The following is a 23138-nucleotide window of genomic DNA, read 5'->3' as shown; positions in this document are numbered from 1 at the left end:
GTCGGGGGGGTGTTTGGTGGGGGGGGGGGGGGGGGGGGGGGGGGAGAGGGGGGGGGGGGTGGGGGGGGGGGGGGGGGGGGGGGGGGGGGGGTTGGGGGGGGGAGGGGGGGGGGGGGGGGGGGCTTCTTTCCCCCCCCCCCCCCCCCGCCGCGGACGATCGTTTTCCGCCGTGGGGCGGGGTGTTGTTCCGGGGGTCAGTACGCCGGCCCGGTACGGCTGCGGTGCGCCCGTACGCCGGTCGTACGGCCCCAGCGCGCCGGCGCGCCGACGCCGCTACGCCGGCCGGGACGGGCACGGCACGTCAGTACGGCCACATCGGCGGGTCCGTGACGAAGTGGCCGCCGAGGTAGGCGTGCGCCTCCTCCGCCGGGTCCAGCTCGCCCTGCTCGGCGACGAGCTTGTCCGCGAAGACCTCGGAGTCGTCCTGCGGTTCGTAGCCGAGCGCCCGCGCGGACGACAGGTCCCACCACAGGCGGGTGTTGGCGGACGAGCCGTAGACCACGGTGTGTCCGACGTCCTGGGCGGTCAGCGCGGCGTGGAAGAGGCGGGCGCCGTCGGCCGGGCTCATCCACAGCGACAGCATCCGCACGCCGGTGGGCTCCGGGAAGCAGGAGCCGATGCGCACGGAAACGGTCTCCAGGCCGTGCTTGTCCCAGTACATCTGGGCGAGGTCCTCGCCGAAGCACTTGGACAGGCCGTAGAAGGTGTCCGGGCGGCGCGGGGTGTCGACCGGGATCAGCGGGTCGTCGCCCTGCGGCCGGGGCGTGTAGCCGACGGCGTGGTTGGAGGAGGCGAAGACGATGCGGCCGACGCCCTCCTCGCGGGCGGCCTCGTACAGGTTGTACGTGCCCGCGATGTTCGCGGCGAGGATCTTCTCGAAAGAGGCTTCCAGGGAGATGCCCGCGAGGTGGATGATCGCGTCGACGCCCCGTACGGCCTCCCGCAGCGCCGCCTTGTCGGCGAGGTCGGCGACGATCGCGTCCGGCTCGCCGTCGATCGGCCGCACATCGAGCAGCCGCAGCTCGTAGCCGTACGGGGGGAGCAGGTCCCGCATCAGGGTGCCGAGCCCGCCGGCGGCGCCGGTGAGCAGAACGGTGCGGGGAGCGGGCATCCTCGGGTCTCCTTGGTTCGGCAGTCGCCAACTTGGACGCAATTCACAAGTGTGGACACGCTAGGGAGCGGTGCCGCTCCACGTCAAGTGCCGGCCGGATGCCGGATTCCTGTGGTGCGTGCACGTGACTGCGCTTGACCGGCCCCGAAGGGGCACCTTAGCGTAGGCGCGTTCAGAGATATGGACACCGATCATAATCGTGGATTTCAGCGACTCCAGGGAGAGCCCGTGACGCCATCTCCGCTCGCCGCCCGACTCAGCGTCCCCAGCGGGCCCCTGTTCTTCCCCGTCACCGCCTACGCCCCCGACGGCTCGCCGAACCTCGACGCCTACCGCGCCCATGTGCGCCGGGGGGTCGAGGCGGGCGCCGCCGCCGTCTTCGCCTGCTGCGGCACCGGGGAGTTCCACGCGCTCACGCCCGAGGAGTTCCAGGAGTGCGTGCGGGCGGCGGTGGAGGAGACACGGGGGCGGGTGCCGGTCGTCGCGGGCGCCGGCTACGGGACCGCGCTCGCCGTGCGGTACGCGCGCCTGGCGCGGGAGGCGGGCGCGGACGGGCTGCTCGCCATGCCGCCGTACCTCGTCGTCGCCGGGCAGGAGGGGCTGCTGCGGCACTACCGGGAGCTGGCCGCGGCCACCGACCTGCCGGTGATCGTCTACCAGCGGGACAACGCCGTGTTCACGCCGGGAACGGTCGTCGAACTCGCCCGCACCGAGGGGGTCGTCGGTCTCAAGGACGGCCTCGGCGACCTCGACCTGATGCAGCGCATCGTGAGCGCCGTGCGCACCGAGGTCCCCGGCGACTTCCTCTACTTCAACGGGCTGCCCACCGCCGAGCAGACCCAGCTCGCCTACCGGGCGATCGGCGTCCCGCTGTACTCCTCCGCCGTGTTCTGCTTCGCCCCCGAGATCGCCCTCGCCTTCCACCGCGCGCTCGGCGACGGCGACGAGGACACCGTGCGGCGGCTGCTGGACGGCTTCTTCCGGCCGTTCGTCGAGCTGCGCGCCCAGGGCCGCGGGTACGCTGTCGCGCTGGTCAAGGCCGGGGTGCGGCTGCGCGGGCTGGACGTCGGGGAGGTGCGGCCGCCGCTGCACGAGCCGGGCGAGGACCATGTGAAGCGACTCGCCGAGCTGATCGAGCGCGGATACGCGCTGCTGGAGGAGGGCACGCAGTGAAGACGTCCGCTTTCGTCTACCCCTGGGACGTCAACGGGGACCCGGGAGCGGCGAGGACCATCGCCCGCACCGGCGTGGGGCGGGCGACCCTGGCCGCCGCCTACCACTCCACGCGGGCGCTGACGCCCCGGCACCCGCGGCACCGCATCGTCACCGCCGAGCACGCCGCCGTCCTCTACCCGCCGGGGCCCGGCTGGGAAGGGCGCCCGCTGCGGCCGTACGAGGCCGGAGACTGGGCGCCCGGCGACGCGTACGGGGAGGCCGCCGCCGCGCTCGCGGACGCCGGTCTGGAGGTGCACACCTGGGTCGTCCTCGCGCACAACTCCCGCCTCGGCGCGGAACATCCGGGAACCTCGGTCGTCAACGCCTACGGCGACCGCTACCCGTGGGCGCCCTGCATCGCGCAGCCCGCCACCCGCGCCTACCTGGTCGACCTCGCCGCAGAGGCGGCCGTACGGCCCGGGGCGCGCGGCACCGAACTGGAGTCCCTCGGCTGGTACGGGCTCGCCCATCTGCACGCCCACGACAAGATCGGCGGGGTCGGGCTCGGCGACGCCGGGCAGTACCTGATGTCGCTGTGCTTCTGCCCGGACTGCCGGGCCGGGTACGAGGCGCACGGCCTCGACGCCGGCGACCTGGCCGTCGCCGTGCGCACCGCGCTGGAGCCGGTGTGGCAGGGGGCGCCGTCCGACGGGGGGTGGGCCGGCGTCGAGAAGCTGCTCGGCACGGCCACGGCCGCCGCCACCCGCGCCTTCCGGGACGCCGCCGCGCGCTCCCTCCAGGAGGCGGCGGTGGCCGCGGTGCGCGCCGCCGCGCCCGAGGGCTTCCAGGTCCTCCTGCACGCGGACCCGGTGTCGTACCACTGCGGGGCCAACGCGGGCGTCGACCCCGCGCACATCCTGTCCGTCGCGGACGGCGTGGTCGTGCCCTGCACGGGCGGCGCGGGCCTGTTGACGCCGTTCGCCGAGCAGCGCCGCGCGGGCGCCGTGCTCGCCGCCAACTTCACGGTCGTCTCCGGCATGGGCGGCAGCCCCGCCACCCTGGCCGAGGACGCCTCCCGCGCCCGTGACCTGGGCGCGACGGAGCTGCGGCTGTACCACGCCGGGCTGGCGTCGGACGCGGACCTGAAGGCGGTGCGCCGGGCGCTGGCCGGACTGTGAACCACGCAGGCCCGCCCGGGGGTTCGGGCGGGCTGTGAACCACGGCGCCGGGCCGGGCGGTCGGCCGGGCCGGCCCCTCGTGCCGACGACGCGGCCGTCTCGCGATGACTTTCCGGGCTTTCGGCGGTCTGCCTCACAAGTGCACGTACCCGTGAGGAGACACCGATGACCGACACCATCCCGGACCTGGGTCCGCAGACCCGCGTGCTGGCCCGGCTCGCCGAGCGGGTGACCGACGAGCAGCTCGCGCACCCGACGCCCTGCCCGGACTACGCGGTGCGCCACCTGCTGGGGCACCTGGCCGGCCTCGCCGTCGCCTTCCGGGACGCCGGGCGCAAGGAGCTGGGGCCCACCACCGACACGCCCCCGGACGCCGCTCTGCCGGACGTCGGGCCCGGCTGGCGGGAGGAGCTGCCCAAGGCCCTCGACGAGCTGGCGCAGGCGTGGCGCGATCCGGCCGCCCGGACGGGCATGACGCGCGCCGGCGGGGTGGATCTGCCCGGCGCGGTCGCCGGGGCCGTCGCGATCGACGAACTGGTCGTGCACGGCTGGGACCTGGCCGTCGCCACCGGCCAGGCCTACGACCCCGACCCGGCCGCCCTGTCGTCGGCGCTCGCCTTCCTCGCCGAGTCCGCCGGCGACCCCGGCCGCGACGCGATCTTCGGCCCCGTCGTCCCCGTGCCGCCCGGAGCGTCCGACCTGGACCGCGCGATCGGGCTGAGCGGACGCGACCCGGGGTGGACCCCGACCCCGCAGGGGGCATAACACCTGCTCACGCCCCTGTCCCGGCCCGGCCTCGGCCGGGCCTTTTCCGTGTCCAGGGGGCGCCGCCCCAGGTCTCGATCGCGTGTCATCCCCACTTCCTTTGTCCGAAGCATTGACGAAACACAGACCCCCTCCTACCTTCAACGCGTCGTACTTCGTACGTCATATATGAGACGCGATACGCGATCCGACGCGAGATCCGAGAGGCGCGCATGACCTCTGTGCCCACGCCGATCCCCTCACGCACGCAGTACGTGCTGGAGGAGATCAAACGCCGCATCCTGACCGGGCAGTTGACGCCCGGGCAGGCCCTGGTGGAGACCGAGCTCGCCGCTCAGTTCGGGGTGTCCAAGACCCCGGTGCGCGAGGCACTGAAGACCCTGGCCGGCACCGGACTGGTGGTCATGAGCCAGTACAAGGGCGTCACGGTGCGCATGGTCGACGCGGACATGGCGCGCGAGGTGTACGACGTGCGGCTGCTGCTGGAGCCGGAGGCCCTGCGGCGCAGCGTGCGGCGCGGCGCGTCCCTGGAGGCGGCGCGCAACGCGCTGAGCCTGGCCGACGAGGCCACGGACACCGCCGAACGCTCCCTGGCCAACCGCGAGTTCCACCGCGCCCTGTACGTGCCCTGCGGCAACCCGCTGCTCGGCCGGATGCTGGACGAGGTCCGCGACCAGGCCGCCCTGGTCTCCGCGGTCGCCTGGGCCGCGAGCCCGTCCTGGGACCGGGAGGCCAGCGAGCACCGCGAGATACTGCGGCTCGCCCTCGCCGGGGACGCGGACGGCGCCGCACGCGCCCTCCACGCGCACATCGCGTCGTTCGTCGAGCGGGCCTTCCCGGATGCGGGAGTCATGGCCCAGGGAGAGGACGGTCAGGAATGACAACGACGTTCGAGACCCAGCGGGCGGCACTCGCCGACGTGGTCGCGATCCCGGTGACCCCGTTCGCCGAGGACGGGTCCGTCGACGAGGGCGTCCACCGGGCTCTGCTGCGTCGTCTGCTCGACGGCGGGATCAGGACCCTCACGCCCAACGGCAACACCGGCGAGTTCTACGCCCTCAGCCCCGAGGAGCGCCGCCGGGTCACCGAGATCACCGTGGACGAGGCCGGCGACCGGGGCGTGATCCTGGTCGGCGTCGGCCACGACGTGCCGACCGCCGTCGCCTCCGCCCGGCACGCCCGGGACCTGGGCGCGCAGATGGTGATGGTGCACCAGCCGGTCCACCCCTACGTCTCGCAGAGCGGCTGGGTCGACTACCACCGCGCCGTGGCTCAGGCCGTGCCCGAGCTGGGCGTCGTGCCGTACATCCGCAACGCGCAGCTCACCGGCGCCCGGCTCGCCGAACTCGCCGACGCCTGCCCGAACGTGATCGGCGTCAAGTACGCGGTCCCGGACGCCGCCCGCTTCGCCGCGTTCGCCCGGGACGCGGGCCTGGACCGGTTCGTGTGGGTGGCCGGGCTCGCCGAGCCGTACGCCCCCTCCTACTTCTCCGCCGGCGCCACCGGCTTCACCTCCGGGCTGGTCAACGTCGCCCCGGCCGTCTCGGTCAACATGATCGAGGCGCTGCGCTCGGGCGACTACCCGGCCGCGATGAAGGTGTGGGAGCAGATCCGCCGCTTCGAGGAACTGCGCGCCGCCAACGGCTCCGCCAACAACGTCACCGTCGTCAAGGAGGCCCTCGCCGTGCTCGGCCTGTGCCGCCGGGAGGTGCGCCCGCCGAGCAGGCAGCTGCCGGAGGGGGAGCGTGCGGAGGTCGCCGCCATCGTCGCGGGGTGGTCGATATGAGCACGCCGAGGAAGGCGCCCGAGGAGCTGCGCAGCCACCAGTGGTACGGCACCGACGGGCTGCGGTCCTTCAGCCACCGGGCCCGCACCCGCCAGCTCGGCTACCTGCCCGAGGAGCACCTGGGCAAGCCGGTCGTCGCCATCCTCAACACCTGGTCGGACATCAACCCCTGCCACGTCCACCTGCGCGACCGCGCGCAGGCCGTCAAGCGGGGGGTGTGGCAGGCGGGCGGCTTCCCGCTGGAGTTCCCGGTCGCCACGCTGAGCGAGACCTTCCAGAAGCCGACCCCGATGCTCTACCGCAACCTCCTCGCCCTGGAGACGGAGGAGCTGCTGCGGTCGTACCCGGTCGACGGGGCCGTGCTGATGGGCGGCTGCGACAAGTCGACGCCGGCCCTGCTGATGGGCGCGGCCAGCGCCGACCTGCCCACCGTCTTCGTGCCCGCCGGTCCCATGCTGCCCGGCCACTGGCGCGGCGAGACCCTCGGCTCCGGCACCGACATGTGGAAGTACTGGGACGACAAGCGGGCCGGCCTCATCGGCGACTGCGAGATGCTGGAGCTGGAGAGCGGGCTGGCGCGCTCGCCGGGCCACTGCATGACGATGGGCACCGCCTCCACGCTCACCGCCGCCGCCGAGGCGCTCGGCGTCACCGTCCCCGGCGCGTCCAGCATCCCGGCCGTCGACTCCGGCCACGACCGGATGGCCGCCGCGGCCGGCCTGCGCATCGTCGAACTGGTCCACAAGGACCGCAGGCTGAGCGACATCCTCACCCGCGAGGCGTTCGAGGACGCGGTGACGACGGTGCTCGGGCTCGGCGGCTCCACCAACGCCGTGATCCACCTGATCGCCATGGCGGGCCGCGCGGGCGTCAGGCTCACGCTGGACGACTTCGACCGGATCGCCCGCACCGTCCCGGTGCTGGCCAACGTCCGGCCGGGCGGACAGACGTACCTGATGGAGGACTTCCACTTCGCGGGCGGGCTGCCCGGGTTCCTGTCCCGGATCACGGACCTGCTCCACCTGGACCGGCCCACCGTCGCGCACGACACCCTGCGCGAGCAGCTCGCCGGCGCCCAGGTCCACAACGACGACGTCATCCGTCCCCGGGACAACCCGGTCGCCCCCGAGGGCGGCGTCGCCGTCCTGCGCGGCAACCTCTGCCCGGACGGCGCGGTCATCAAGCACATAGCCGCCGAGCCGCACCTGCTCAAGCACACCGGCGCCGCGGTCGTCTTCGACGACTACCGGACCATGCAGCGCACCATCAACGACCCCGCGCTCGGCATCACCGCCGACAGCGTGCTCGTGCTGCGCAACGCCGGCCCCAAGGGCGGCCCCGGAATGCCCGAGTACGGGATGCTGCCCATCCCCGACCACCTGCTCAAGCAGGGCGTACGGGACATGGTGCGGATCTCCGACGCCCGGATGAGCGGCACCAGCTACGGCGCGTGCGTGCTGCACGTCGCCCCCGAGTCGTACGTCGGCGGACCGCTCGCGCTGGTGCGCACCGGCGACCGCATCACCCTCGACGTCGAGGCCCGGGTCCTCCACCTCGACGTCGACGACGACGAACTGGCGCGGCGCAGGGCCGAGTGGTCCCCGCCGCCCACCCGCTACGAGCGCGGCTACGGCGCGCTCTACAACGAACAGATCACCCAGGCGGACACCGGCTGCGACTTCGAGTTCCTGGCCCGTCCCGGCAAGGTGCAGGACCCCTACGCGGGCTGAGCCCGCCCCCGGCCGCCCCAAAGCGGCCGGACCCACGCACGCAGCACGAGAAAGCGCTTCACCCCGCAGGAGAACGCCCCCACCGTGCGAGAACGCACGCGCAAGAGAACGTACGAGAACGGAGAACAGTCATGGCCCAAGCCGCAGCCGTGGCGAAACCGCCCGCGCCACCCCGGCGGCGCCGTGCCTCCGCCACGCCGCGCAGGCTGCCGTACCTGCTGATCGCACCGGCGGCCCTGCTGATGCTCGGGTTCATCGCCTACCCGGTGATCAGCGTCTTCTACTACAGCCTCCAGGAATACAACCCCACCAAGCCGTGGCGGAACGGATTCGCGGGCTTCGACAACTTCGTCCACGCCTTCACCGAGGACCCCATCTTCTGGGACACCCTCGTCTTCAGCGCCAAGTGGGTGGTGGTCGAGGTCGGCCTCCAGCTGCTGTTCGGACTCGCGCTCGCCCTGATCGTCAACCAGACCTTCGTGGGCCGCGCGATCGGCCGGGCGCTGGTCTTCTCGCCCTGGGCCGTCTCCGGCGTGCTGACCTCCGCGATCTGGGTACTGCTCTACAACTCCCAGACCGGCATCAGCCGTTACCTCGCCGACATCGGCATCGGGTCGTACGGCACCAGCTGGCTGTCGGACACCTCCACCGTGTTCCCGGCGGCGATCGTCGCCGACCTGTGGCGCGGCGTGCCCTTCTTCGCCATCCTCATCCTCGCCGACCTGCAGTCCGTCTCGAAGGACCTGTACGAGGCCGCCGAGGTCGACGGGGCCAGCCGGTTCAAGCAGTTCTGGCACATCACCCTGCCCCACCTGAAGGACGCCATCGTGCTGTCCACCCTGCTGCGCGCGGTGTGGGAGTTCAACAACGTCGACCTGCTCTACACCCTGACCGGCGGCGGACCGGCCGGCGAGACGACCACACTGCCGCTCTACATCGCCAACACCAGCGTCGAGTCCCACGACTTCGGCTATGCGTCGGCCCTGACCACGGTCGCGTTCGTGATTCTGCTCTTCTGCTCGATCGTCTATCTGCGGCTGAGCAAGTTCGGAGGCGAGGAAAAGTGATCACCAAGGAGGCCACCGCCGAGGTCGCCCCGGCTCCCGCCCGCCCGGCCCGCACGCCGGAGCGGGGGACCGGCAGGAACCGCTCCTGGGACGAGGTCCCGCGCTGGCAGATCTACCTGCCGCTGTCGATCTACCTGATCTTCACGCTCATCCCCTTCTACTGGATCCTGCTGTTCGCACTGCGCCCGGCCGGCTCCACCTCCCTGGTGCCCTGGCCGATGACCCTCGACCACTTCGAGAAGGTCTGGACGGAGCGGAGCTTCGGCACCTACTTCGAGAACAGCGTCTACGTCGGTCTGGCCACCCTCGTGGTCACCACCGTCGTCGCCCTGGCCGGCGGCTACGCCCTCGCCCGGTTCAACTTCAAGGTCAAGCGGGCCTTCATGCTGGCCCTGCTCTGCTCCCAGTTCGTGCCCGGCGCGCTGCTGCTGGTCCCGCTCTTCGAGATCTTCGCCGAACTCCAGCTGATCAACTCGCTGCTCAGCGTCATCATCGCGGAGACGGTCTTCCAGCTGCCGCTGTCGATGATCCTGATCAGCAACTTCATCAAGAACGTGCCGTACTCCCTGGAGGAGGCGGCCTGGGTCGACGGCTGCAACCGCTTCACCGCGTTCCGCATCATCGTGCTCCCGCTGCTGCGGCCCGGCCTGATCGCGGTGGGTTCCTTCGCCTTCGTGCACTCCTGGAACCACTTCCTGTTCGCGCTGATGTTCCTCAACAACCAGCAGAAGCAGACCATCCCGGTCGGCCTGAACACCCTGATGAGCTCCGACAGCGTCGACCTGGGCGCGCTGGCCGCGGGCGGCATCATCGCCGCCGTCCCGGTCGTGCTGGTCTTCGCCTTCATCCAGAAGTGGCTCATCACCGGCTTCAGCGCGGGGGCGGTGAAGGGATGAGAAAGGCCCGCGCGATCCTTCCGCTCGCCCTGCTGGGGCTGCTCGGCGCCCCCGCGCACGCCGACGACGGCCGGGACCTCGGCCGCGAGACCCTCGCCGCCGGCGACGGCTGGGCGGCGGCGGCCGGCGGCACCACCGGCGGCGCGGCGGCGGACGACGCCCATGTGTTCACGGTGACCGACCGCGCCGGGCTGGTGCGCGCCCTCGACGGGGGCAGCGCCACCCCGAAGATCATCAGGATCGCCGGGACCATCGACGCCAACACCGACGACGACGGAGACCGCCTGGACTGCGCCGACTACGCCGCCGACGGCTACACGAAGCGCGCGTACCTGGCCGCCTACGACCCCCGCACCTGGGGCGCGGCCAGGCCGTCCGGCCCGCTGGAGGACGCCCGCAAGGCGTCCGCCGCCCGTCAGGCCGAGCGGATCGAGCTGGCCGTCGGCTCCCACACCACTCTCGTCGGCCTCGGCGACGACGCCGTGTTGAAGGGCGCGAGCCTGCGCATCGCCGACGCGGACAACGTCATCGTCCGCAACCTCGAACTGCGCGACGCCTACGACTGCTTCCCCGTCTGGCAGCCCAACACCGGCGGCCTCGGCGACTGGAAGGCGGCCTACGACAACATCTGGCTGCGCGGTGCGAGCCACGTCTGGATCGACCACGTCACGATCAGCGACAAGGGCCACCCGGACGAGCGGGAGCCCACCCACTTCGGCCGCACCTACCTGCGCCACGACGGGCTGCTGGACATCACCAACGCCTCCGACCTGGTCACCGTCTCCTGGAGCCGGTTCGCCGACCACGACAAGGCGATCCTCATCGGCAACGGCGACGCGGCCACCGCGGACCGCGGCAGGCTCCGGGTCACCCTGCACCACAACGAGTTCGACACCGTCGTCCAGCGCGCCCCGCGCGTCCGCTTCGGCCAGGTCCACCTCTACAACAACCGCTACGTCGTCCCCGGCGACGCCCACGACTACCGCTACTCGATCGGCGTCGGCACCGAGTCCGCCGTGTACGCCGAGAACAACGCCTTCACCGCGCCCGGCCACATCGAGGCCGCCGACCTGGTCAAGAGCTGGAACGGCACCGCCCTGCACCAGAGCGGCACCCTCTTCAACGGCTTCCCGGTCGACCTGCTCGCCCTCAACAACGCCTACAACTCCGGCAGCGAGCGCGACCTGACCGGCGACGTCGGCTGGACGCCGGTCCTGCACGGGCCGGTCGACAGCGCCGCGGCGGCCGACCGGGCGGTGGCCCGGGGCGCGGGAGCGGGGAGGATCCGATGAGCGAACCGCTGTCCGTCGTCCTCGCCGGCGCCCGCGGCCACGGCCGCTGGCACGTCGAGAACATCCGCCGCCTCGAGCGTCGCGGCCTGGTCCGCCTGGTCGGCGTCTGCGAGCTGACCCCGCTGACCGAGGAGGAGTTCGGCGGCGAACTCCCCGAGCAGTCCGCCGACTTCGGCGCCCTTCTCGACTCCACCGGCGCCCGCGCCGCGGTGATCTGCACCCCGATCCCCACCCACACCGACCTGGCGCTGACCGCCGCCCGCCGCGGCGTGCACATGCTGCTGGAGAAGCCCCCCGCGCCGTCCTTCGCCGAGTACCGGCGGATGGCCGACGGGGTCGCCGCGGCCGGCGTCGCCTGCCAGATCGGCTTCCAGTCGCTCGGCTCGCACGCCGTCGCCGCGATCCGCGAGATGGTCGCCGAGGGCGCCGTCGGCGAGGTCACCGGCATCGGCGGGGCCGGCGCCTGGGTGCGCGACGAGGCATACTTCCGCCGCGCGCCCTGGTCGGGCAAGCGGCGGATGAACGGCGTCGACGTCATCGACGGCGCCCTCACCAACCCCCTCGCGCACGCCGTCGCCACCGCCCTCGCCCTCGGCGGCAGCGAACGCGCCGAGGACGTCGCCGGCATCGAGACCGAACTGCTGCGCGCCAACGACATCGAGTCCGACGACACCTCCTGCGTGCGCATCACCACCGCGTCGGGGCGGCGGATCACCGTCGCCGCCACGCTGTGCGCCGAGCGCGCCGACGAGCCCTACGTCCTGGTGCACGGCGACCGCGGCCGGATCACCTTCTGGTACAAGCAGGACCGGGTGCTGCTCCAGCGCGCCGGACACGGCCCGGAGGAGTCCGAGTACGGCCGCACCGACCTGCTCGAGAACCTCGCCGCCCATCTCACCGACGGCGCCGCCCTGCTGGTCCCGCCGGACACGACCGGCGCCTTCATGAAGGTCGTCGAGGCCATCCGCCTCGCGCCCGACCCGGCGCCGCTGCCGCCCGCCGCCTGGCGCCGCGTCCCCGACGAGGACCGGCGCGTGGTCCCCGGCGTCGACGCGCTCGTCGCCGCCGCCGCCGACACCCTGTCCCTCTACTCCGAACTGGGCGCCCCCTGGGCGGTCCACGACGTTCTCGCGAAGCAGGTGAGCCCCCGATGACCAGCGACGACGCGCACGTCCTGAGCGTGTCCGGCCGCCCCGTCGGCCGGTACGTCACCCGGCCCGACCTCCCGGCCCGGCTCTCCCCGCGCCCCTGTCTGCACCCCGTCACCACCCTGTCCGGCACGGCGGTCACCGAACTCGCCCCCGCCGACCACCTCCACCACCTCGGCGTCGGTGTCGCCGTTCCCGACGTCGAGGGGCACAACTTCTGGGGCGGACGCACCTACGTCCGGGACCGGGGCCCGACGGAACTGGACAACCACGGCGTCCAGCAGCACGTCTCCTTCGCCCTGAGCGATCCGGACGGTTTCGTCGAGGAGCTGCGCTGGGTCGCCGACGGCACCGAGCTGCTGCGCGAGCGCCGCACCGTCGCCGCGACCGGGCTCACCGACGTCGCCTGGGCGCTGGACTTCACCTTCGCCCTCACCAACACCACCGGCGGCCCCCTGTCCATCGGCAGCCCCGCCACCAACGGACGCCCCGGCGCGGCCTACGGCGGCTTCTTCTGGCGCGCCCTCAAGGAGGCCGAGGCCCCCGGCGTCCTCACCCCCGACGGCGAGGGAGAGGCACACGCCCACGGCAGCCGCGTCGGCTGGGTCGCCCTCACCGGATCGACCTGGACCCTCGTCTTCGCCGGCGCCACCGAGGCCACCCGCCGCGACCCCTGGTTCGTGCGCACCGCCGAGTACCCCGGCGTCGGCTCGTCCCTGGCCCACGACGCCCGCCTGCCCGTGCCGGCCGGGGAGACGGTCGTCCGCCGGATCGTGACCGTCGTCGCCGACGGCCGCCTCGGCCGCGACGAGGCGGCCGCCCTGGTCCACAAGGCGGTGACCCGGTGACCGTCCCGCCCACCGCGACGACCTACCGCAACCCGGTCCTCGACGCCGACTGGTCCGACCCCGACGTCCTGTGCGTCGGCGACGACTTCTATCTCACCGCCTCCAGCTTCGGCCGCGTCCCCGGACTGCCGCTGCTGCACTCCCGCGACCTCGTCAACTGGACGCTGGTGGGACACGCCCTGGACCGCCTGGAACCGGCGGACGCCTTCGCCGCGCCCCGCCACGACTGCGGCGTGTGGGCCCCGTCCCTGCGCCGCCACGACGACCGGTTCTGGATCTTCTGGGGCGACCCCGACCGGGGGATCTTCCAGGTCAACGCGCCGGAGATCCGCGGCCCGTGGACCCGCCCGCACCTGGTCAAGGAGGGCAAGGGGCTGATCGACGCCTGCCCGCTGTGGGACGAGGAGACCGGCGAGGCGTACCTGGTCCACGCCTGGGCCAGGTCCCGCTCCGGGATCAAGAACCGCCTCACCGGCCACCGGATGCGCCCCGACGGCACCGGAGTGCTCGACGAGGGCAAGGTGATCGTGGACGGCGACCTCGTCCCCGGCTGGTTCACCCTGGAGGGCCCCAAGCTCTACCGGCACGACGGCTGGTACTGGATCCTCGCCCCCGCCGGGGGAGTGGAGACCGGCTGGCAGGGCGCCTTCCGCTCGCGGGACTTCTTCGGCCCCTACGAGGAGCGGGTCGTCCTGGAGCAGAAGGACACCGACGTCAACGGGCCGCACCAGGGCGGCTGGGTGCGCACGGCGGCCGGCGAGGACTGGTTCGTGCACTTCCAGCAGCGCGGCGCCTACGGCAGGGTGGTCCACCTCCAGCCGATGCGCTGGGACGCCGGGGGCTGGCCGGTGATGGGCGACGACGGCGCCCCCGTCACCGAGCACCGCAGGCCCGCCCTGCCGCCGCAGCCGCCGGCCGCGCCCGCCACCGACGACGACTTCCCCGGCGGACGGTACGGCCGCCAGTGGCAGTGGACGGCCAACCCGAGCGACGGCTGGGCCACCCAGCACTCCGCCGACGGGCTCCGGCTGACCTGCGTCCGCTCGGCCGACGCGCACGACCTGCGCCGGCTGCCGAACGTGCTCACCCAGCGGCTGCCCGGCATGCCCGTCGCGGTCGAGGTGGAGCTGCGCCTGGACAGCGAGGAACCGGGGGCGCGCGCGGGACTCGCCGTCCTCGGGGACGCGTACCGCTGGATCGGGCTGGAGCGCGGGAGCGACGGCACGGTCCATCTCGTCGACCGGTTCGCCGAGGCGGTCGCCGACCGGGAACGGGACGCGGCCGAGCCGCGCTCCGCGCCCGACGGCACGGCCCGGCTGCGCGTCGAGATCGGCCCCGGCGCCCGCTGCCGCTTCTCCGCCGACACCGGGGACGGCCCGCACCCCTCGGGCCAGGTCTTCGCCGCCACCCCCTGGCGCTGGGTCGGCGCACTGCTCGGCCTGTTCGCCGTCGCCCCCGGCGACGGACCGGGCCACGCCGGCGCCGGCCTGTTCACCCGCTTCCGGATCACCGCCCTGTAACCGCCAACCCACCCCACCGTTCCGCCCGTTGGGAGCCGCAATGACGCAACTCCATGGCAAGCGCTTGTCGCGTCCGGGACACGGCAAGGTCGCCGCCGCCGTGCTCGGCCTCGTGGCCGCGCTGGGCCTCGGCGCGATCGGGGAGGCGGGGGCCGCGCCGTACCGGGCGGACCGGCCGCACGGCTCCGCCTCGCCGGCCGGTGGTGCGGCCGACGGCGCGGGCGGCGAGGCGGTGCGGCGCGGATCGATCCCGCAGCACGCCACCGGGCGCGATGACGCGTGGGGCGCGGCCTTCGCTCCACGGGACGCTCCACGGGACCTCCATGCCCACCGGCAGGGCCCGGCCGCCGCCGTTCCGGCGCTGGTCAGGCGCCCGTCCGGGCTCCGGGCGGGCATCGGCGCGACCGCCCCGGCGCCCGCGCCGAAGATCGTGCCGCAAGGGACTGGACAGGACGGGTCCGCCACCGTCATCGTCTACGGCACGCCCGCAGCGCACGCCGCCGAAGAGGCCGTGCGCGAGCCGGACGGCGAGCAGCCGCCGTCGTCCGCGACGACCGGCGGCCGGGCCGCCGAGGGCGGCGCCGAACCCCTCGCCACCGGACCGGGGACCGTGCGCGACACGCCCGCCGGGACGACGACCCTCTCCTTCGCCGCGCTCCGCCACCGCGGACCGGGCGACGCCGACCGGGCTCCCCACACTCGCCCCTGAGCAACCCCCACACCCGTTCACCACTCCGTTGAATCCAGAAGAAGAGAGCCGACCAATGAAGATCAGCAATCGCAGAAGCAGCACCGGCGGGCGTCGACTGCCGGCCGTCGTCGCCCTGGGCGCCGTCCTCGCGCTGACCGCCACCGCCTGCGGTGACGACGGCAGCGGCGCCGGCGGGGACAAGGGTTCCGAGGGCAGCGGCAAGGGCAAGATCGTCTTCTGGGACAACAACGGCGGTGTCCGCACCGACATCTGGAAGGAGATCATCGCCGACTTCGAGAAGAAGAACCCGGAGATCGACGTCGAGTACGTCGGGATCGCCTCCACCGAGTACCAGTCGAAGGTCGACACCGCCATCCAGGGCGGTGGCCTGCCCGACGTCGGCGGCGTCGGCGCGGCCATGCTCGCCGGGTTCGCCGCGCAGAACGCCCTGGAGCCGCTGGACGACCGGCTGTCCAAGTCCTCCCTGACCGGCAAGCTGAACGAGGACATGGTCGCCTCGATGAAGGCGGCCGGCGGTGGCGACGAGGTGCTGTACTCCGTCCCGACCTCGGCCAACAACGGCGTCCTCTACTACCGCACCGACCTGTTCGAGAAGGCCGGCCTCGAGGAGCCGTCGACCTGGGACGCCTTCTACAAGGCGGCCGAGGAGCTGACCGACGCGGGCAAGAACGAGTTCGGCTACACCATCCGCGGCGGCGCGGGCTCCATCGCCCAGGCCTTTGACGCGATGTACGGCCAGTCCGGGATCACGTCCTTCTGGGACGGGAGCGGCGAGAAGACCACCCTCAACGACCCGAAGAACGTCGAGGCGCTGGAGAAGTACGCCGGCCTCTACAAGAAGGCCACCCCGGCCGCCGACCTGAACAACGACTTCACCAAGATGGTCGCCCAGTGGGACTCCGGCACCATCGGCATGCTGAACCACAACCTGGGCTCCTACCAGGACCACGTGAAGGCGTTCGGCGTCGAGAAGTTCCGCGGCATCCCGCAGCCGACCGGCCCCGGCGGCAAGCGGGTCCAGGTGTCCAACCCGGTGGACGGGCTGGGTCTGTTCAAGAGCTCCAAGAACAAGGAAGCGGCCTGGAAGTTCATCGAGTTCGCGGCCTCGCACGAGTCCAACTCGAAGTTCAACGAGTCCGCCGGGCAGGTGCCGGCGAACCTCGACGCGGCCAAGGACGAGTGGATCTCGAAGGCGGAGCCGACGAAGCTCGCCGCCGAGGCGCTGTCGGACGGGTCGACGACGATCGTGCAGCTGCCGTACTACCTGCCCGACTGGAACACCATCTCCAAGGCGGAGAACGAGCCCAACTTCCAGAAGGTGCTGCTGGGTGACATGACGGCCAAGGAGTTCCTCGACACGCTGGCCGAGCAGCTGAACGAGGCCCAGGCCGAGTGGAACGAGCAGCAGGGCTAGTCCTCGGCACCGGTTTCCTCGTGGGGCGGCCCGTGGCTCTCGGGCTCCGGGCCGCCCCCGGCCGGGCGCGACCACGCGAGGCGCATGCCGCACCGCGAAGCACCCCCGGTGCACCACGCGGCGCATGCCGCACAGCGAACCACCCCGGTGACCACGCGGCGCATGCCGCACCGCGAATCCCCCCGTCGCACCACGCGGCCGGGCCACACCGCGAACCACCCCGTTGAAAGGCACACCGTCGTGTCACTCACGCGCAGACAGGTCGCGGCCGCCGCCGTGGCCGCCCTTCCCCTCGCCGGCGTCGCCGCCGGCACCGCGTCGGCGCACGGCCGGCGCACCCGCACCCTCTACATCGCCGGCGACTCCACCGCCGCGCAGAAGTACGCCGACGCGGCCCCGGAGACCGGGTGGGGGATGGCGCTGCCCTTCTTCCTCCACAAGGACCGGCCGGTCGCCAACCACGCGGTCAACGGGCGCAGTTCCAAGAGCTTCGTCGACGAGGGACGGCTCGACGTCGTGCTCGGGCAGCTCCGGCCCGGCGACTTCCTGCTGATCCAGTTCGGTCACAACGACCAGAAGACCAGCGACCCGGCCAGGGGCACCGAGCCCTGGACGACGTACCAGGACCACCTGCGGCTGTACGTGGACGGGGCCCGCGCCCGCGGCGCCCGGCCGGTGCTGGCGACGCCGGTGGAGCGGCGGCGGTTCGACGCGGCCGGCAACGCGGTGACCAGCCACGGCGACTACCCGGCCGCGATGCGGGCGCTCGCCGAGGAGGAGGGCGTGGCGCTGCTCGACATCCAGGCGCTGTCGCTGGAGCTGTGGCAGGGGCTGGGCGTCGAGGGGACCAAGACGCACTTCAACTGGACCGCGACCGAGCAGGACAACACCCACTTCAACCCGCCGGGCGCGATCGAGGTGGCCCGGCTCGTCGCGGGCGAACTCCTGCGGCGCCGGGTGCTGGCGCCGGGGGACGTGCGCCGGCTGGACGAGGAGATCCCCGAGTCCTGGATCACCTGGCCGCAGGGCACCGCGTAACCCTCGTACCCCTTCTTCTTGAAAGAGAGCCGCACCATGAGAGCAACCAAATGGCATGGGCATGTCACCAGCGTGGCCGTCGTCGGCTGCACCGCGCTCGTCCTGACCGCGACCGGCGCCCCCGCCCAGGCCCACCACGGCCCGCGTGACGCCGCCCGGCAGACCCTCCCGGCCGGCGACGGCTGGGGGTCGTACGGCACCGGCACCACCGGCGGGGCCGCCGCCGACGCCGAGCACGTGTACACGGTGACCGACTGGGCCGGGTTCAAGGCCGCCCTGGCCGCCGGCGGCGACGCGCCGAAGATCATCAAGGTCAAGGGCGTGGTGGACGCCGTGGCCGACGGATGCCAGGCCTTCGAGGCGCCCGGCTACGACTTCGACGCCTACCTCGAGAAGTACGCTCCCGAGAAGTGGGGCCTGGACACCGACCTGAGCGGCGAGCCCGCCGACAGCCCCGAGGGCCTGCGCGCGGCCTCCGCCGCCAACCAGTCCAAGGCCATCAAGGTGTCGGTGCCGTCCAACACCACGATCATCGGCGTCGGCCGGAACGCGGCCATCAAGGGCGCGAGCCTCCAGATCAACCGCGTCGACAACGTGATCATCCGCAACCTCACGGTCGAGGCCCCGATCGACTGCTTCCCGCAGTGGGACCCCACCGACGGCAGCAAGGGCAACTGGAACTCCGAGTACGACGGCGTCGTCGTCTACGGGGCCACCCACGTCTGGCTGGACCACAACACCTTCACCGACGGCGAGCACCCCGACAGCGAGGCGCCGACCTACTTCGGGATGCTCTACCAGCAGCACGACGGACTGCTCGACATCGTCCGCGGCGCCGACTACGTCACCGCCTCCTGGAACGTCTTCACCCAGCACGACAAGACGATCCTGATCGGCAACAGCGACAGCGAGTCGACCGCCGTCGGCGACCGCGGCCACCTGAAGGTCACGCTCCACCACAACCGGTTCTCCAAGCTCGTGGAGCGCGCGCCGCGCGTCCGCTTCGGCCAGGTCGACGCGTACAACAACCACTACGTGGCCGACGAGAACTACTCCTACAGCCTGGGCATCGGCAAGGAGTCCCAGCTCGTCGCCGAGCACAACGCCTTCACGCTGCCGGACGGGATCAGCCCGGCCAAGGTGCTGAAGAAGTGGAGCGAGGCGCCGGTCACCGCCGCGCACAACGTCGTCAACGGCAAGCCGGTCGACCTGATCGCCGTGCACAACGCCGAGATCCCCGCCGAGACCCTGCAGTCGGGCGCGGGCTGGACGCCCACCCTGCGCACCACGGTCCACCCGGCCAAGGCCGTTCCCGTGATCGTCGGCCTCGGCGCGGGCGCCGGCCGGCTGCGCTGATCCCGCCGCACGCCGGGCCGGGGCGGACCGCACCGCGCCCCCACCACGGGCGCGCCGCCCCGGCCCCTCCCCTCCCTAGGAGCACCCGCATGCCCTCTCCCGACCCCGACCTGCCCCTGCCCCGGCGGGGCTTCCTCCTCGCGAGCGCCGGCGCCGCCGCCGCGCTGGCCGTGACCGCCCCGGCCGCGCACGCAGACGACCGGTCCCGGCGTCCCTCCCGTCCCTTCGGCCGTTTCGGATCGCCGGCCGCCCGCCGCGACCCCGGCACCCTCTACGTCGACGTGCGGGGCCGCGGCGACTTCACCTCCGTCGCCGCCGCCGTGGCCGCCGCCACCGGTACGGGCCGCACCCTGGTCATCGCCCCCGGCACCTACCGCGAGACGGTCGCCGTCGACGCCACCCGCAAGGACATGGCCTGGATCGGCGCCTCGGAGAACCCCCGCGACGTCGTGGTCGTGTACGACAACGCGGCCGGCACCCCCAAGCCGGGCGGCGGCACCTACGGCACCACCGGCTCGGCCACCACCACCGTGCAGGCCGACGGCTTCACCGCCCGCTGGATCACCTTCGCCAACGACTGGCTGCGCGCCGACCACCCCGGCGTCTCGGGCACCCAGGCCGTCGCCGTCAAGGTGCAGGGCGACCGCTCCGCCTTCCACCACTGCCGCTTCCTCGGCCACCAGGACACCCTGTACGCCGACTCCATGGCGCTCGGCGTCTTCGCCCGCCAGTACTTCTCCCACTGCTACGTCGAGGGAGACGTCGACTTCGTCTTCGGCCGGGCGACCGCGGTGTTCGACCACTGCCACTTCCGCACCCTGATCCGCACCGACCTCGCCGCCGCCCCGTACGGCTTCGTGTTCGCGCCCTCCACGGCGGGAGCGAACCCGCGCGGCTACCTGGTGACCAGGAGCCGTATCAGCAGCGAGGCCCCGGACGGCTACTACAAGCTGGCCCGCCCCTGGGTGCCCAGCTCCGACACCACCGCCCGCCCCATGCTGGTCGTCCGCGACTCCCACCTCGGCGCCGGCGTCGACGCGGTCGCCCCCTACACCAACATGTCCAGCGGCCACCCCTGGCAGAACCAGCGCTTCGCCGAGTACCGCAACTCCGGTCCCGGCGCCGCGATCACCGTCCCGGAGAACCGCCCCCAGCTCACCGACGAGGAGGCCGCGTCGCACACCCGCGAGGCCCAGCTCGGCGACTGGACGCCGTGGCGCGAGGACTGCTGACGTGCGCCGGCGGACCGTGGTGACGGGCGCCGCCGCCGCGGTGTTCCTCACCGGAGCCACCCCAGCCACCGCCGGGGCGGCCGAGTGGGCCGGCGGCAACCTGCCGGACTTCCACCGGGCCCTCAAGGACGAGCTGGACTTCCCGCTCGCCTGGGGAACCTCCCCGCTGCGCGACTTCGGGGCGTGGCGCCGCGCCGCCCGCGCCGAGGTCGAGGCGCACCTCCTGGTCGACCGACAGCACCGGGTGCCGTACGCCCCCGAGTTCGGCGGGCGCGCCGACGGCGACGGGTACACCCGCGAGCTGGTGACCGTGTCCCTCACCCGCTACGAACGCGTCCGCGGCGCCCTGCTCACCCCGCACGGCAGCGGGCCGTTCCCCGCGGTGCTCCTGCTGCACGACCACGGCGCGAAGTTCGACATCGGCAAGGAGAAGCTGGTCCGCCCCTGGTACGACGACACCCGGCTGGCCTCGGCGCGGGCCTGGGCGGACCGCTGCTTCGACGGGCGCTTCGTCGGCGACGAACTCGCCCGGCGCGGCTATGTCGTGCTGTGCCTGGACGCCCCCGGCTGGGGCGACCGCGGCCCGGTGACCTACGAGCAGCAGCAGGCGCTCGCCGCCAACTTCTTCAACCTCGGCTCCTCGCTCGCCGGTCTCATGGCCCGCGAGGACGCCCGCGCCGCCGGCTTCCTGGCCGGCCTGGACCGGGTGGACGGCCGCCGGGTCGCCGCCGCCGGATTCTCCATGGGGGGCTATCGCGCCTGGCAGACGGCCGCGCTCAGCGACCAGGTGGCCGCGGCGGCGAGCGCCTGCTGGATGACCGGCCTGAAGGAGATGATGGTGCCCGGCAACAACACCCTGCGCGGGCAGTCGGCGTACTACATGCTCCATCCCGGCCTCGCCCGCCACCTCGACATCCCCGACGTGGCGAGCATCGCCGCCCCGCGGCCGATGTACTTCCTCCACGGCGAACGGGACACCCTGTTCACCCCGGAGGGGGTCGCCGCGGCCTACGGGAGGCTGCGGGCGGTGTGGCGGTCCCGGCACGCGGAGGACAGGCTGCGCACGGAGGTCTGGCCGGGCCTCGGGCACGTCTTCACGGCGCCGATGCAGGAAGAGGTGTTCCGCTGGCTCGACCGGGTGGTGTGACGGGGCCGCCCCCGCCGGTCGTCACCGGCGGGGGCGGCGTGCGCCGGGCGCCCGGCGATTTCTTCGTCCGGCGTCGCGCGCCCTACGAGTCGCCGTCGCCGTCGCCCTCGGAGCCGCTGTCGGAGCCCTCGTCGGCGCTGCCGCGGTGGTCGTCCCGCGGCGCGAAGTCGCCCGCCACCGCCAGCTGCCCGGACGTGCCGCGTGCCGCCGCCGCGTAGGTGTCGTCGCCCGCGTCCCGGCCGCCGCGCTCATGGTCGTACTGCCCCGCGAAGACCCACTCGCCCGCCGGGACCGTACGGCCCTCCTTGAGCACCCAGGTGTAGACGAGGAAGCCGTCCCGCTCGGTCACCGTCACGTCGAAGTCGGCCTCGGGCAGCGAGCGCCAGGCGCCGGTCGAGGCCACCCCGCCGGTCTGCGCGATGCGCAACTGCACGGTCAGCCCGGTCAGTTCCTCGCCGGTCTTCAGGGTGACGTTGGACTGCGCCCAGAACTCGTTGCTGTGCGGGTCCACCGAGCCGTCCGACCACAGGGGCCCGTCCTCGACGCCGGCGTCCGGGTCCAGCGGGGCCGGCGCGGCCTTCGACGGCGGTGCGCTGCTCGGCGGAGGCGAACCGGACTCCGCGCGCCCTTCGGGCGTGGCGCTCGGCGAGGGATCGACCGGGAGGGAGGGCGGCCGGCTCGTCGCGTCCGGCGACGGCGTGGGCGACCCGGTGGCCGCGACCGTGCCCTGCTGCGGGGCCTCGTCCTTCACCGCGGACGCCACCGCGTACCCGCCGACCGCCAGCACGCCGGCGACCGCCGCCGTCGCGCCCGCGACCCGCAGCCAGCCGAACGCCCGCGGCCTCCTGGCCCGGTGCTCGCCGCCGCGGACGGAGTCCTCCGCCATGCCGCGCTCGATCCTGGCCAGCATGCGCGCGCGGTCGGGCCGGTGCGCCTCGGCCGCCTCGTGCAGCCGGGCGCGCAGCTCGTCGTGCACGTCCCGCTGCATGATCATCGATCCCTTCCTGCGGCCTGGCGGGTGCGCGTCATCGCCACACGCATCTTCTGCGGAGCTCCCTGTACGCCGAGCAGGCGTTGCAGCTCGGCCATTCCCTTGGAGGTCTGGCTCTTCACCGTACCCACCGAGACGCCCAGGGCGAGCGCGGTGTCCTTCTCGGACAGGTCGAAGGCGTGGCGCAGCACCACGCAGGCGCGCTTGCGGAACGGCAGCCGGCGCAGCGCCGTCTGCACGTCGACCGCGCCGGCCACGTCCGGATCCTCGACCTTCTCCTCGCGCGACCAGAACAGCGCGATCCGGCGCCGTTCGCGGACCGCGCTGCGGATCCGGGTGCGCGCCAGGTTGGCGACCACGCCCCGCGCGTACGCCACCGGATGGTCGGCCGCGCGCACCCGGTCCCAGCGGTGCCACAGCGCGAGCAGCGCGTCGGCCGCCAGGTCGTCGGCGGCGTCGGCCTCGCCCGTCAGCAGATGGGCGAGGCGGGCCAGTTCGGCGTGGTGGCGCTCGAAGAAGGCATGGAACTCCACGGAGGCGGCGTCGTCGACGACTGTGCCCACGGGCGGTTACTCCTCGCAGCGGTGTCCCGGCATCGAACAACCGTGCGCCGGGGTGAGATCGGGAACTGTACCAGCGTTCCGTGCGGCGATTCGAACGGCGTATGACCCCTCGAACTCCCCTTCCGTAACACGGAGAAAACCTGAACCCTGTCCGGCGGAGGAACAATCCAGCCATCATCCGCACCGGAT

General features: G+C 73.2%; 21 protein-coding genes. 18 read left to right on the top strand and 3 right to left on the bottom strand.

What is annotated here, in order from left to right; translation table 11 throughout:
- Window positions 1-301 precede the first annotated feature (301 nt).
- The gene (locus tag ACZ6KF_RS13185) at window positions 302-1111 is read right to left on the bottom strand and encodes an NAD-dependent epimerase/dehydratase family protein (RefSeq protein ID WP_469159812.1); all 810 of its coding nucleotides are present in this window, start codon (window positions 1109-1111) and stop codon (window positions 302-304) included.
- 228 nt (window positions 1112-1339) lie between these two features.
- On the opposite strand from ACZ6KF_RS13185, the gene ACZ6KF_RS13180 reads away from it, so the two are divergent.
- The 18 genes from ACZ6KF_RS13180 (at window position 1340) to ACZ6KF_RS13095 (ending at window position 21395) form a co-directional block, all read left to right on the top strand.
- Window positions 1340-2284: a 5-dehydro-4-deoxyglucarate dehydratase gene (locus ACZ6KF_RS13180; RefSeq protein ID WP_356633106.1), complete on the top strand. Its 945-nt coding sequence runs from the start codon at window positions 1340-1342 to the stop codon at window positions 2282-2284.
- Window positions 2281-3444, top strand: a complete 1164-nt coding sequence (locus tag ACZ6KF_RS13175; protein ID WP_469159813.1) for a hypothetical protein — start codon at window positions 2281-2283, stop codon at window positions 3442-3444. The genes ACZ6KF_RS13180 and ACZ6KF_RS13175 overlap by 4 nt, the downstream gene beginning before the upstream one ends.
- A 165-nt stretch (window positions 3445-3609) precedes the next feature.
- On the top strand, window positions 3610-4209 hold the full coding sequence (locus tag ACZ6KF_RS13170; RefSeq protein ID WP_356633102.1) for a TIGR03086 family metal-binding protein: 600 nt from the start codon (window positions 3610-3612) through the stop codon (window positions 4207-4209).
- Window positions 4210-4421: 212 nt separating this feature from the next.
- The gene (locus tag ACZ6KF_RS13165; protein WP_356633100.1) at window positions 4422-5090 is read left to right on the top strand and encodes a GntR family transcriptional regulator; all 669 of its coding nucleotides are present in this window, start codon (window positions 4422-4424) and stop codon (window positions 5088-5090) included.
- Complete coding sequence (locus ACZ6KF_RS13160) at window positions 5087-5995, top strand: dihydrodipicolinate synthase family protein (protein WP_469159814.1); 909 nt, start codon at window positions 5087-5089, stop codon at window positions 5993-5995. The genes ACZ6KF_RS13165 and ACZ6KF_RS13160 overlap by 4 nt, the downstream gene beginning before the upstream one ends.
- Window positions 5992-7725 (top strand): L-arabinonate dehydratase, encoded by a 1734-nt coding sequence (gene araD / locus ACZ6KF_RS13155; RefSeq protein WP_356633096.1) that lies wholly within the window; start codon window positions 5992-5994, stop codon window positions 7723-7725. Before ACZ6KF_RS13160 ends, araD begins: the two co-directional genes overlap by 4 nt.
- A gap of 131 nt (window positions 7726-7856) precedes the next feature.
- Window positions 7857-8792, top strand: coding sequence for a carbohydrate ABC transporter permease (locus ACZ6KF_RS13150; RefSeq protein WP_356633094.1), 936 nt, complete (start codon window positions 7857-7859; stop codon window positions 8790-8792).
- Complete coding sequence (locus ACZ6KF_RS13145) at window positions 8789-9688, top strand: carbohydrate ABC transporter permease (RefSeq protein WP_356633092.1); 900 nt, start codon at window positions 8789-8791, stop codon at window positions 9686-9688. Before ACZ6KF_RS13150 ends, ACZ6KF_RS13145 begins: the two co-directional genes overlap by 4 nt.
- Window positions 9685-10980: a pectate lyase family protein gene (locus ACZ6KF_RS13140; protein WP_469175497.1), complete on the top strand. Its 1296-nt coding sequence runs from the start codon at window positions 9685-9687 to the stop codon at window positions 10978-10980. Before ACZ6KF_RS13145 ends, ACZ6KF_RS13140 begins: the two co-directional genes overlap by 4 nt.
- A complete protein-coding gene (locus ACZ6KF_RS13135) occupies window positions 10977-12134 on the top strand; it encodes a Gfo/Idh/MocA family protein (RefSeq protein WP_469175499.1) in 1158 nt (385 codons plus the stop codon). The genes ACZ6KF_RS13140 and ACZ6KF_RS13135 overlap by 4 nt, the downstream gene beginning before the upstream one ends.
- A complete protein-coding gene (locus ACZ6KF_RS13130; RefSeq protein WP_469175501.1) occupies window positions 12131-12976 on the top strand; it encodes a DUF6807 domain-containing protein in 846 nt (281 codons plus the stop codon). Before ACZ6KF_RS13135 ends, ACZ6KF_RS13130 begins: the two co-directional genes overlap by 4 nt.
- Window positions 12973-14496, top strand: a complete 1524-nt coding sequence (locus tag ACZ6KF_RS13125; protein ID WP_469238471.1) for a glycoside hydrolase family 43 protein — start codon at window positions 12973-12975, stop codon at window positions 14494-14496. Before ACZ6KF_RS13130 ends, ACZ6KF_RS13125 begins: the two co-directional genes overlap by 4 nt.
- Window positions 14497-14536: 40 nt before the next feature.
- The gene (locus tag ACZ6KF_RS13120; RefSeq protein ID WP_469238470.1) at window positions 14537-15205 is read left to right on the top strand and encodes a hypothetical protein; all 669 of its coding nucleotides are present in this window, start codon (window positions 14537-14539) and stop codon (window positions 15203-15205) included.
- A gap of 55 nt (window positions 15206-15260) precedes the next feature.
- Entirely contained in the window at window positions 15261-16622 is a 1362-nt protein-coding gene (locus ACZ6KF_RS13115; protein WP_356633080.1) for an ABC transporter substrate-binding protein, read from the top strand.
- Between the two features lie 240 nt (window positions 16623-16862).
- On the top strand, window positions 16863-17660 hold the full coding sequence (locus ACZ6KF_RS13110) for a rhamnogalacturonan acetylesterase (protein WP_469238469.1): 798 nt from the start codon (window positions 16863-16865) through the stop codon (window positions 17658-17660).
- Window positions 17661-17696: 36 nt separating this feature from the next.
- Window positions 17697-19016 carry a pectate lyase family protein gene (locus tag ACZ6KF_RS13105; protein WP_469238468.1) on the top strand — a complete coding sequence of 440 codons (1320 nt, stop codon included), beginning with the start codon at window positions 17697-17699 and terminating at the stop codon, window positions 19014-19016.
- Window positions 19017-19105: 89 nt separating this feature from the next.
- Window positions 19106-20248 (top strand): pectinesterase family protein, encoded by a 1143-nt coding sequence (locus tag ACZ6KF_RS13100; RefSeq protein WP_469159820.1) that lies wholly within the window; start codon window positions 19106-19108, stop codon window positions 20246-20248.
- A gap of 1 nt (window position 20249) precedes the next feature.
- Complete coding sequence (locus ACZ6KF_RS13095; RefSeq protein ID WP_469238467.1) at window positions 20250-21395, top strand: dienelactone hydrolase family protein; 1146 nt, start codon at window positions 20250-20252, stop codon at window positions 21393-21395.
- Between the two features lie 82 nt (window positions 21396-21477).
- Here ACZ6KF_RS13095 and ACZ6KF_RS13090 read toward each other — a convergent pair whose 3' ends face one another.
- Both ACZ6KF_RS13090 and ACZ6KF_RS13085 read right to left on the bottom strand, forming a co-directional pair.
- Entirely contained in the window at window positions 21478-22389 is a 912-nt protein-coding gene (locus ACZ6KF_RS13090; protein WP_356633070.1) for a hypothetical protein, read from the bottom strand.
- Window positions 22386-22949 (bottom strand): SigE family RNA polymerase sigma factor, encoded by a 564-nt coding sequence (locus ACZ6KF_RS13085; protein WP_356633068.1) that lies wholly within the window; start codon window positions 22947-22949, stop codon window positions 22386-22388. Before ACZ6KF_RS13085 ends, ACZ6KF_RS13090 begins: the two co-directional genes overlap by 4 nt.
- Window positions 22950-23138: the final 189 nt, after the last annotated feature.

Source organism: Streptomyces sp. NPDC046379 (assembly GCF_055587785.1).
Note: the sequence above shows the minus strand (reverse complement) of the source record. Positions and strands in the feature narration are given on the sequence as shown.

Bases quoted from the DNA above. Each gene is read 5' to 3' on its own strand.
- ACZ6KF_RS13185 (WP_469159812.1), bottom strand. From the start codon at position 1,111: ATGCCCGCTCCCCGCACCGTTCTGCTCACCGGCGCCGCCGGCGGGCTC.
- ACZ6KF_RS13170 (WP_356633102.1), top strand. From the start codon at position 3,610: ATGACCGACACCATCCCGGACCTGGGTCCGCAGACCCGCGTGCTGGCC.
- ACZ6KF_RS13165 (WP_356633100.1), top strand. From the start codon at position 4,422: ATGACCTCTGTGCCCACGCCGATCCCCTCACGCACGCAGTACGTGCTG.
- ACZ6KF_RS13160 (WP_469159814.1), top strand. From the start codon at position 5,087: ATGACAACGACGTTCGAGACCCAGCGGGCGGCACTCGCCGACGTGGTC.
- araD (WP_356633096.1), top strand. From the start codon at position 5,992: ATGAGCACGCCGAGGAAGGCGCCCGAGGAGCTGCGCAGCCACCAGTGG.
- ACZ6KF_RS13150 (WP_356633094.1), top strand. From the start codon at position 7,857: ATGGCCCAAGCCGCAGCCGTGGCGAAACCGCCCGCGCCACCCCGGCGG.
- ACZ6KF_RS13140 (WP_469175497.1), top strand. From the start codon at position 9,685: ATGAGAAAGGCCCGCGCGATCCTTCCGCTCGCCCTGCTGGGGCTGCTC.
- ACZ6KF_RS13135 (WP_469175499.1), top strand. From the start codon at position 10,977: ATGAGCGAACCGCTGTCCGTCGTCCTCGCCGGCGCCCGCGGCCACGGC.
- ACZ6KF_RS13130 (WP_469175501.1), top strand. From the start codon at position 12,131: ATGACCAGCGACGACGCGCACGTCCTGAGCGTGTCCGGCCGCCCCGTC.
- ACZ6KF_RS13120 (WP_469238470.1), top strand. From the start codon at position 14,537: ATGACGCAACTCCATGGCAAGCGCTTGTCGCGTCCGGGACACGGCAAG.
- ACZ6KF_RS13115 (WP_356633080.1), top strand. From the start codon at position 15,261: ATGAAGATCAGCAATCGCAGAAGCAGCACCGGCGGGCGTCGACTGCCG.
- ACZ6KF_RS13105 (WP_469238468.1), top strand. From the start codon at position 17,697: ATGAGAGCAACCAAATGGCATGGGCATGTCACCAGCGTGGCCGTCGTC.
- ACZ6KF_RS13100 (WP_469159820.1), top strand. From the start codon at position 19,106: ATGCCCTCTCCCGACCCCGACCTGCCCCTGCCCCGGCGGGGCTTCCTC.
- ACZ6KF_RS13090 (WP_356633070.1), bottom strand. From the start codon at position 22,389: ATGATCATGCAGCGGGACGTGCACGACGAGCTGCGCGCCCGGCTGCAC.